The 9,385-nt window shown below is 70.6% G+C and carries 10 protein-coding genes; 6 read left to right on the forward strand and 4 right to left on the reverse strand.

Annotated elements, in window-relative coordinates; translation table 11 throughout:
- Positions 1-27: 27 nt before the first annotated feature.
- Together ABF401_RS13660 and ABF401_RS13665 are read right to left on the reverse strand one after the other, a co-directional pair.
- Positions 28-1,224: a 4-hydroxybenzoate 3-monooxygenase gene (locus ABF401_RS13660; RefSeq protein ID WP_353510114.1), complete on the reverse strand. Its 1,197-nt coding sequence runs from the start codon at positions 1,222-1,224 to the stop codon at positions 28-30.
- Between the two features lie 81 nt (positions 1,225-1,305).
- On the reverse strand, positions 1,306-2,088 hold the full coding sequence (locus ABF401_RS13665; protein ID WP_353510115.1) for a DUF3152 domain-containing protein: 783 nt from the start codon (positions 2,086-2,088) through the stop codon (positions 1,306-1,308).
- A 312-nt stretch (positions 2,089-2,400) separates the two neighbouring features.
- Here ABF401_RS13665 and rplJ point away from each other — a divergent pair, with 312 nt between their 5' ends.
- Positions 2,401-3,024, forward strand: a complete 624-nt coding sequence (gene rplJ / locus ABF401_RS13670; protein ID WP_353510116.1) for a 50S ribosomal protein L10 — start codon at positions 2,401-2,403, stop codon at positions 3,022-3,024.
- A 69-nt stretch (positions 3,025-3,093) separates the two neighbouring features.
- Positions 3,094-3,486: a 50S ribosomal protein L7/L12 gene (rplL, locus tag ABF401_RS13675; RefSeq protein WP_353510117.1), complete on the forward strand. Its 393-nt coding sequence runs from the start codon at positions 3,094-3,096 to the stop codon at positions 3,484-3,486.
- Positions 3,487-3,637: 151 nt separating this feature from the next.
- Here the strand turns inward: rplL and ABF401_RS13680 are convergent, their stop codons facing one another.
- Entirely contained in the window at positions 3,638-5,008 is a 1,371-nt protein-coding gene (locus ABF401_RS13680) for an FAD-binding oxidoreductase (RefSeq protein ID WP_353510118.1), read from the reverse strand.
- Positions 5,009-5,120: 112 nt separating this feature from the next.
- Between ABF401_RS13680 and ABF401_RS13685 the strand changes: the two genes are divergently transcribed.
- Complete coding sequence (locus tag ABF401_RS13685; protein WP_353510119.1) at positions 5,121-5,963, forward strand: hypothetical protein; 843 nt, start codon at positions 5,121-5,123, stop codon at positions 5,961-5,963.
- Positions 5,964-5,965: 2 nt separating this feature from the next.
- Here ABF401_RS13685 and ABF401_RS13690 read toward each other — a convergent pair whose 3' ends face one another.
- On the reverse strand, positions 5,966-6,583 hold the full coding sequence (locus ABF401_RS13690) for a LysE/ArgO family amino acid transporter (protein ID WP_353510120.1): 618 nt from the start codon (positions 6,581-6,583) through the stop codon (positions 5,966-5,968).
- A gap of 70 nt (positions 6,584-6,653) precedes the next feature.
- On the opposite strand from ABF401_RS13690, the gene ABF401_RS13695 reads away from it, so the two are divergent.
- From ABF401_RS13695 to ABF401_RS13705, 3 genes are all read left to right on the forward strand, one after another.
- Entirely contained in the window at positions 6,654-7,523 is an 870-nt protein-coding gene (locus ABF401_RS13695) for a LysR family transcriptional regulator ArgP (protein WP_353510121.1), read from the forward strand.
- A gap of 63 nt (positions 7,524-7,586) precedes the next feature.
- Entirely contained in the window at positions 7,587-8,543 is a 957-nt protein-coding gene (locus ABF401_RS13700) for a nitrilase-related carbon-nitrogen hydrolase (RefSeq protein WP_353510122.1), read from the forward strand.
- A gap of 24 nt (positions 8,544-8,567) precedes the next feature.
- Positions 8,568-9,385, forward strand: an 818-nt coding sequence (locus tag ABF401_RS13705; RefSeq protein ID WP_353510123.1) for an agmatine deiminase family protein, incomplete at its 3' end; no start/stop codon positions are given.

The following is a 9,385-nucleotide window of genomic DNA, read 5'->3' on the forward strand; positions in this document are numbered from 1 at the left end:
AAGTGCACACTCGAGGAGAAGGCCGGCTCAGAGCTGGGCGGTGGGCCAGCCCGTGTAGCACTCCGCGAGGTGTGCCGACCCATGGGTTGACGTGACGATCGAGCTCAGCTCTCCCAGCTGGCGCTTCGCGTCGAAGGGCGTCTCGCCCGGCAGCGTGTGCAGCAGCGTGGTCAGGCGGTAGGAGAACTGCTGGGCCTTCCAGACCCGCTCGAGGGCGCGCGTTCCGTAGGTCTCGAGGAGCTCGGTCCTGCCGAGGTTGACTGCCGCGTCGAGCACCTCGGCGAGGACCTTGACGTCCTGCAGGGCCAGGTTGAGGCCCTTGGCTCCGGTCGGAGGCACCGTGTGGGCCGCGTCGCCCGCGAGGAACAGCCGGCCGTAGCGCATCGGCTCCGCCACGAAGCTACGGAAGGGCAGCACCACCTTCTCGGTGATCGGTCCCTCCTTGAGCGAGAAGCCGCCTCCTGACACACGCGTCTGGAGCTCGTTCCAGATCATCTCGTCGGACCACGTCCCCGGATCGGTTGCCGGGTCGCACTGGAAGTACATCCGCTGCAGCTGCTCCGTGCGTTGGCTGATGAGCGCGAACCCCCGCTCGTGCCGCGCGTAGATGAGCTCGGGAGCACTCATCGGCGCCTCGGTCATGATGCCGAACCACGCGAACGGGTACTCCTTGAAGTACTGCGTGCTCAGCGACTCGGGGATCTCGTGGCGGCAGATGCTGTGCGAACCGTCCGCCCCGACGAGATAGTCGCACCGCACCTCCCGTGCGATTCCCTCGCTGTCGACGAAGGAGATGACCGGTTGGTCGCGCACCTCGAGCACCTTCGTGTCACGAACTCCGAACCGGACATCCCCGCCATCCCGCTCCCGCGCGTTGGCGAGGTCGATGAAGACGTCGGTCTGGGGATAGAGCCACACCGAAGCACCCACGAGATGCTTGAAGTCGATCCGGTGGCCCTCGCCCGCGAAGCGCAGCTCGATCCCCTCGTGCTCGGAGCCCTGGGTCAGGACGCGGCCGTCGACACCGGTGTCGGTGAGGAGCCGGACGCTGTCCTGCTCGAGGATGCCCGCCCGGTGGGTGTGCTCGATCTCGTCTCGGGTGCGGGTGTCGACGGCGATCGAGTCGATGCCGCTCCGCGACAGCAGGTGCGAGAGCATGAGGCCGGCGGGACCGGCCCCGACGATACCGACGACCGTTGACTCCTGGACGGGCTGCGAAGTCACAGATCCTGCCTTCCCTCGTGCGGCGCGCCGTCGCGCAGCGACTACGTCCCATCCTTGCGCGCCAGGCCCGGGCGGGCGTGGTCAGGCCGGCTTGGGGCTCGGCCAGGGCCAGGCGGAGCAGCCCTTGAGGCCGTAGGTCTGCTGCATCATCACCGGCGCGACCTCGCCGTTGCCGGCGCAGAAGGCGTGTCCGTGGCCGAGGCTGTGTCCGACCTCGTGGTTGACGAGGTAGTTCCGGTAGCCGGCGAGGTCGGCGCCATAGGCCTCCGCGCCGAGCTGCCACCGGCGCAGGTTGATGACGGCCCGGCCCCCGTTGTGACAGCTGACCTGTCCACGGGTCCGCAGCGGCGCGCAGAGACGGTCGGTCGTTTCGGGACTGGCCAGCGTGATGCGCACATCAGCCTGTGCGCCCTTGGCCAGCGCGGCGGAGGAGGCGGCGACGAACCGGACCTTGTCGACGCCCTGCCACCCTCTGGCGTCGGAGAGCGTCGTCGCGACCGCCGTGGCGAACTCCTCGGCATCAACGGGCAGGCCGCCCTCGGTCTCGATGCTGATGCGCACGTCGCGCCCTTTCGGCGCGCTCCGGAGGACGCCGACCGGTATGGCAACCGGGGTGAGCTTCCCGTCCCCCCGCTCGACCACCTCCAGCTCCTTGGCCGTGTTGGCCGGCGCGGGCCTCGAGAGGAGCCCGACCTGTGCCGACACGCGTCCCATGCCCGCGAGTGATCCCTCGGAGCCGGGTTCGGGCGCCGCGATCGAGACGGTCCAGACATTCGCGACGATGCAGCAGCCCACCGCCGCGCCCGCCAAGAGCCGCTGGCGGCGCAGCCGTCGCAGGGCCCCGGCAGAGGCTGCCTTCTGCATGCCCTTCACGCTAGGACACCGGAGAGTCGATGATGTGGAAGCACGGCCGGTGGGGCCGTCGAGGCGACGATTTGGACCTTCATGCTCTGGGCCGTACCCTTGACGACGACCAATGACCGCCGGTTGGAGGACGTGGGCACCACGCCCCTCCCGAAGGTTCCACACGATGTGGGCAGCCAGCGCAGGACACCAAGCCCAGCGGCATACGACCCGTATGTTTGTGTGAGCCCCGTGCGCCTGCGCCGGGGCTCTTGTCGTGTGGGCCCCTCGAGCCTTCTCCCGGCGGCACGACGCAAGGGAAGGGAGGCCCCGATGGCAAACCCCGAGAAGTCGGCAGCCATCGCCGAGATCACGGACAAGTTCCGTCAGTCCGGCGCGGCCGTTCTCACCGAGTACCGCGGCCTGACGGTGAAGCAGCTCGGCGAGCTGCGCAGCTCGATCCGAGGACACGCCACCTACGCCGTGGTCAAGAACACGCTCACGGAGATCGCCGCGAAGGAGGCCGGGATCACGGCCTTCGAGGGGCAGCTCCAGGGCCCGTCGGCCATCGCCTTCGTCACCGGTGACCCGGTCGAGGCGGCCAAGGGCCTGCGTGACTTCGCCAAGGCACACCCCCTCCTCGTGATCAAGGCTGGCGTCCTCGACGGCAAGCCGCTGACCGCCGAGGAGATCACGAAGCTCGCCGACCTCGAGTCGCGTGAGGTTCTCCTGGCCAAGCTGGCGGGCGCCATGAAGGGCTCGCTCAACAAGGCCGTCTACCTCTTTGCCGCACCTCTCGCGCAGACGGCCCGCGTGGTCGACGCCCTGCGCGCCAAGGTCGAGGCACAGGGTCCGGTCGCGTCCGCCGCTCCCGCGGCAGACGAGGCTCCCGCCACGGAGGCCGCTCCGGCAGCCGAGGCAACCACCGACGTCGCCGAGGGTGGCGACGAGAGCTGACCCGCCACGGCGTGTCCCAGCTCGATTCAACAAACCGCCACTCACGGCAATAACAGGAAGGAAGCCATCATGGCGAAGCTCAGCACCGACGAGCTCCTTGACGCTTTCAAGGAGATGACCCTCATCGAGCTCTCCGAGTTCGTGAAGATGTTCGAGGAGACCTTCGAGGTCACCGCCGCTGCACCGGTTGCGGTTGCCGCGGCCCCGGCCGCCGGTGGTGCCGGTGGCGAGGCCGCTGCCGAGGAGGAGAAGGACGAGTTCGACGTCATCCTCACCGCTGCAGGCGACAAGAAGATCCAGGTCATCAAGGAGGTCCGCGCGCTCACGAGCCTCGGCCTCAAGGAGGCCAAGGACCTCGTCGACGGCGCCCCGAAGCCCGTCCTCGAGAAGGTCGACAAGGCTGCGGCCGAGAAGGCCAAGGAGCAGCTCGAGGGCGCCGGCGCGACCGTCGAGCTCAAGTGAGCTGACGCTCTCTCTCGCGACGGCGGGTCCGACCACTCCTCGGAGTGGGCGGGCCCGCCTTTCGTCTGCCCGGGGTCAACCACCCGGGCGTCCGGAGCTGGCCGTGCTCAGGCTGGGTGGAACCGGGCCTGCGACCCGGTTGGTTGACCCGTCAGATGGCGGCGCCGGGGTTGAGGATGCCTTGCGGATCGAGGGCGCTCTTGATGCGCTGGTTCAGCGCCATGACGTCGGGCCCGAGCTGGTCCGCGAGGGCTCCGCGCTTGAGCCGTCCGACACCGTGCTCCCCTGTGATCGTGCCGCCGAGCCGGATCGCCAGGTGCATCACCTCGCTGAAGGCGATGGTGGCGCGCTCCTTCGCCGCCTCGTCGCCGCGTGGGTAGACGATGAGCGGGTGGGTGTTCCCGTCGCCGGCGTGGGCGACGACGGGGATCTGCACGTCGTTGGCCTCGGCGATCGCCGCGATGCCGGCGAGCAGCTCCGGCAGGAGTGGGATCGGCACCCCGACGTCCTCGAGCATGAGCGCGCCGAGCTTCTCGATCGCGGGGAAGGCCGCCCGCCTCGCCTCCGCGAACAGCTCTCCCTCGGCGGGGTCGTCCGTCACGAAGCACTCGAGGGCACCTTCATCCTCACAGGCGGCGCGCATCACCTCGATCTCCTCGGCCCGCGCGGCACCCGGGGCGTCGGACTGCGCCAGCAGGAGCGCGCCGACGGTGCGGTCCAGGCCCATCGCCTGGTAGTCCTCGACCGCGTTGATCGAGGCGTTGTCCATCAGCTCGAGCATGGAGGGGCGAAGGTGCCTGCCGATCTCGACGACGGCGCGGGCAGCGGTCGCCACGGTGGGGAAGGTGGCGACGAGCGTGGCCGCCGGCGGACGGGCCGGCACCAGGCGCAGGACGGCCCGGGTGACGATGCCGAGCGTGCCCTCGCTGCCGACGAAGAGCTTGAGGAGCGGCAGCCCGGCCACGTCCTTGATCCGCTGGCCGCCGAGTCGCAGCAGGGTCCCGTCGGCGAGGGCGACGTCGAGGCCGAGCACGTAGTCGGTCGTCACGCCGTACTTGACGCAGCACAGCCCGCCCGCGTTGGTCGCGACGTTCCCGCCGATGGAGCAGATCTCGAAGGAGGACGGGTCGGGTGGGTACCAGAGGCCGTGCTCCGCCGCTGCCGCCTTCACCTCTGCGTTGAACGCACCGGGCTCGACGATGGCGGTCCGCGTGGCCGGGTCGATCTCGATCGCGCGCATCCGCTCGAGCGACAGGACGATGCACCCGTCCACGGCGCACGAGCCGCCGGACAGACCGCTCCCGGCACCACGCGGGACGATCGGCACCGCGTGTGCCGACGCCCAGCGCAACGTCGCCACGACGTCCTCCGCGCGCTGGGCGCGGACCAAGCCCAGCGGCATACCGGCTGTGTCTGACTGTGTCCAGTCGCGTCGATAGTTCTCGACGGTCGCCGGGTCGGTCGTCAGGGCGCCCTCGGAGAGGGATGCGGCGAGGGAGGCGAGATCCGGTGCGGACGTCACGTGGCCACGGTAACCGCATTGGCCGTATGCCGCTGGGCCGGCCTGCGCTCGCGGGCGTGGCCGCTCGAGCGCCGGTCGTCACGCCCGTCGTTGGCGCGGGTAGGTTTTGGGCATGGATTCACCTCCAGTCGCCGAGCCGGCATCGCCGCGGGTCGGCAAGTACGGGCCGCTCGTGCACCTCGCCCGCTTCGACCTCGCCGCCGAGGAGCTCACCTGGCAACTGCCGGTCAATGGCGAGCTGTACCGGTTGGTGCCGGGTCCGGACCGGCCCGACTACTCGCTCATGCTGTTGCGGCGACCGCTCCATTTCTACCCGATCGAGGGCTTCGACCTGGAGCGGGTCGATCCGGAGCAGCGCATCAGCGACCGCAAGGGCCGGCCGATGGTTCGCGTCCATGCCCTCGTCGTGTGTGCGCGTTTCGTGGGGCAACAACTGCGGCCGGGAATGGCCGACCTGCCGGTCCACCTCGCCTACGTCATCGACAACTCCCTCGCGCGCGACGAGCGCATCGACTTCGCGAAGATCGAGTTCGCGGGAGCGGGCTACCTGTCCGACGGCCACATGGAGCGGCGGCCCCCGAACGCGCCCGCGCCGCGTACAGAATCGGCGCGCTCGCCGGAGGCGCCGACTGCGTCGAACGAGGGGCAGGATGATGCGGTGCCCGGCGCTGACGTGGCACGTGAGGCGGCCGACGTCCTGCGGCGGGGGATCGAGGAGCGGCGGGGGTCGCCCGTGGACCTGCTGTCAGCGACGTTCAGCCTCAATGAGGGGCACCGGGTCACCGGTCTCACGGGCAACGCCGACGGGCAGCCGCCCGAGCCCACCGCGGAGACGTTCGCACGGCTCGACGAGGTCTTCGCCCGTCTCGGCGAGCAGCCGGCGACTGTGGAGGTCCGGACTGTGCGGATCCGTCTCGGCCGGGGAACCGACGAGGTCGAGCTTCGCCCGGGTTGAGGTCAGATCGCAGAGGGGCGCGCCAGGGCGACGGCGAGGACGAGCAGCTGGACGGCGATGACGGCGTCGACGACGCGCCAGGCCGCTGGCTTGGTGAAGAACCTGCCCAGGCGCGCGGCCCCGAAGCCGATGAGCGGGAACCAGACGGCGCTGGCCAGCACGGCGCCGGCCCCGAAGGTCCATCGACCGGGGTCCCCGTGGGCGACGGCGAGCGAGCCGATGAGGACCATGGTGTCGAGGTAGACGTGCGGGTTGAGCCACGTCAGCCCGACGGCGCCGAGCACGGCTCGGCGGGGTGACTGCTCGGCCGGACCGTCGGCGGCGAGGGCGGACGGCCGGGCCGCGCGCCGCAGTGCGAGGACGGCGTATCCCACGAGGAAGGCGACACCGAGCCACCGGACCGCCTCGAGCGCCCACGGCGCACGCTCCGTGACCGCACCGATTCCTGCGACGCCCGCCACGATGAGGACCACGTCCGAGATGAGGCACACGAGCACGACCGGCAGCACCCATCGCCGGGCGAGCCCGGTCCGCAGGACGAACGCGTTCTGGGCGCCGATGGCGACGATGAGGCTCGCGCCGGTGCCGAAGCCGGCGAGCGCGGGGGAGAGGACGGTCACACGGCGACGCTAAGTGCTTCTGGTCGCCTAAGGCCAGCGAATGTTTCTGAAGCATCATTAGCATTGCTTCATGGACGTGGACCAGTTCCGGGCGTTCGTCGCGGTGGTCGACCACGGGACCTTCGACGCAGCCGCTCGTGCCCTCCACGTGACACCGTCGGCGATCAGCCAGCGCATCAAGTCCCTCGAGACGGCGGCCGGTGCGGTCCTGATGCAGCGGACGAGGCCGGTGCGTCCCACGGAGAGGGGGCTGGCCCTCCTGCGGCAGGCCAGACAGCTGCTGCATGTCGCCGACGAGACGGTCCAGCAGCTGCGTGCTCCCGAGGCTTCGGAGGCCGGTCGGATCCGCATCCCCATCGTCGTCAACGCCGACTCCATCGCGACGTGGTTCGCCGACGCGGTGACGACGATCGGCACGGCCGGCGAGGTCGAGCTGGAGGTCCGTCGGGACGACGAGCACGTCAGCGCGGACCTGCTGCGCTCCGGCGAGGTCATGGCCGCGGTGACGGCCGAGCCGCGACCCGTCCAGGGCTGCTCAGTCAGGCGTCTCGGCGGGATGACCTACCGGGCCAAGGCGGCGCGGTCGTTCGTGCGCCGCTGGTTCGTGGACGGTGTCGACCCCGTCCGGCTGGCCGCGGCTCCCGTGGTCCAGTTCGACCGGAAGGACCGGATGCAGATCGGCCTCGCCGAGCGTCTCGGGATCACGGGGCCGCTGCCACAGACGTTCGTCCCGGACTCCACGCAGTTCGTGGCAGCGGTGCGGGCCGGCGTGGGATGGGGCATGGTCCCTGACCTGCAGGATCCGCGAGACGAGCTCGTGGTGCTCGACCCCGCGTGGACGGCCGAGGTGACCCTCCACTGGCAGGCCTGGCGGGTCGCCTCCGAAGCGCTCGACGCGGTCACGACCGCCGTCGTCTCCGCGGCCGCGGGGATCCGGTGAACGGCGCCGACGGGAGCAGTGCCCGTGGCCACGCCGTCGCGCTCGTGGGCCATACTGCCGTGCGTGAAGCTCATCCAGGCCACCGCTGTCCCTGAGTCCCTCGCCCGAGTCGACGCGCCGGCGAACCCGCCCCTGCGCGTCGGGCTCGTCCAGCACGCCTGGGTCGACGACCCGGACGCCCTCGTGGAGACGCTCCGCGACGGGATCCGGACGGCGGCCGAGGCAGGGGCCAAGGTCGTCTTCCTCCCCGAGCTGACGCTGTCGCGCTACCCCGCCGACACGGTGCCGGAGGGGACCCCGAGCGACATCGCCGAAGACCTCGCAACCGGCCGGACGGTCACCTTCGCCCGTGACGCGGCCCGCGACCACGGCGTCCACGTGCACGCCTCGCTGTACGAGCGCGCCGACCGGGGGGACGGTCTCGGCTTCAACACGGCGGTCATCGTCGCCCCCTCCGGCGAGATCGTCGCGCGGACCCGCAAGACCCACATTCCCGTGACGGCCGGCTACTACGAGGACAAGTACTTCCGGCCGGGCCCGGCAGAGGACGCCTATCCGGTGGTCGAGCTTCGCGACCCGGACGTCCGGGTCGGCCTGCCCACCTGCTGGGACGAGTGGTTCCCCGAGGTTGCCCGGCTGTACTCCCTCGGCGGGGCGCAGGTGCTGTGCTACCCGACGGCGATCGGCTCGGAGCCTGATCATCCGGACTTCGACACCCAGCCCCTGTGGCAGCAGGTCATCGTCGGCAACGGCATCGCCAACGGCCTGTTCATGGTCGTCCCGAACCGCTATGGGACCGAGGGCCTCATCACCTTCTACGGGTCGTCGTTCGTCTCCGATCCCTACGGGCGGGTCCTCGTCCAGGCCCCGCGCGACGAGGCTGCCGTGCTGGTGGCCGACCTCGACCTCGCCCAGCGGGACGACTGGTTGGACCTCTTCCCGTTCCTCTCGACGCGGCGGCCTGACTCCTACGGTGCCCTCGTCGAGCCGGTCCGCGCCGAGCACCAGCGCACCGTCTGAGGACGAGCCGTGACCGTCTGGAGAATGCCGTCGGAAACCGCTCGCCACGAGTGCACGTGGATGGCCTGGCCGAGCCAGGGCTACACGCTCGGTGACACCGAGGAGGAGGTGGAGAAGGCCCGCCGCACGTGGGCCGCGGTGGCGAACGCCGTGGTCGAGTTCGAGCCGGTGCGGATGGTGGTCGTGCCGGCTGACGCGGCCGTCGCCAGGCGGTACCTGCACCCCGAGGTCGAGCTGGTGCCAACCGCGCTCGACGACGCGTGGATGAGAGACATCGGACCGACCTTCGTCCTCGGCGACGACGGACGGCTCGGTGCCGTCGACTGGGTCTTCAACGGGTGGGGCGCCCAGTCGTGGGCGTCGTGGGAGCACGACTCGAAGATCGGCGCGTTCGTCGCGATGCAGACGCCCGCCGAGCTGATCCCCTCGTCGCTCGTCAACGAAGGCGGCGGCATCCACGTCGACGGCCTCGGCACCGTGCTCCTCACCGAGACGGTGCAGCTGGACCCGGGGCGCAACCCCTCGCTGACCAGGGCGGACGTGGAGGCGGAACTCGCCCGCACCATCGGGGCCACGCACGCAATCTGGCTGCCGCGCGGGCTGACCCGCGACTACGACGAGTTCGGCACCCGGGGACACGTCGACATCGTGGCGACCATCCCGTCCCCGGGGGTGATCCTCCTGCACGACCAGGAGGATCCCGCGCATCCCGACCATGCCCTCACCAGGGAGCTGCGCGAGCTGCTGTCGGACGCCCGCGATGCGCGAGGCGAGCGGTTCGAGATCATCGGGGTGCCGGCCCCCAAGACCCTTGCCGACGACGAGGGCCCGGTCGACTGGTC

The sequence above is a fragment of the Intrasporangium sp. genome, from assembly GCF_040414665.1.
Classification (GTDB): domain Bacteria; phylum Actinomycetota; class Actinomycetes; order Actinomycetales; family Dermatophilaceae; genus Intrasporangium.

Bases quoted from the DNA above. Each gene is read 5' to 3' on its own strand.
- ABF401_RS13665 (WP_353510115.1), bottom strand. From the start codon at position 2,088: ATGCAGAAGGCAGCCTCTGCCGGGGCCCTGCGACGGCTGCGCCGCCAG.
- rplJ (WP_353510116.1), top strand. From the start codon at position 2,401: ATGGCAAACCCCGAGAAGTCGGCAGCCATCGCCGAGATCACGGACAAG.
- rplL (WP_353510117.1), top strand. From the start codon at position 3,094: ATGGCGAAGCTCAGCACCGACGAGCTCCTTGACGCTTTCAAGGAGATG.
- ABF401_RS13685 (WP_353510119.1), top strand. From the start codon at position 5,121: ATGGATTCACCTCCAGTCGCCGAGCCGGCATCGCCGCGGGTCGGCAAG.
- ABF401_RS13695 (WP_353510121.1), top strand. From the start codon at position 6,654: ATGGACGTGGACCAGTTCCGGGCGTTCGTCGCGGTGGTCGACCACGGG.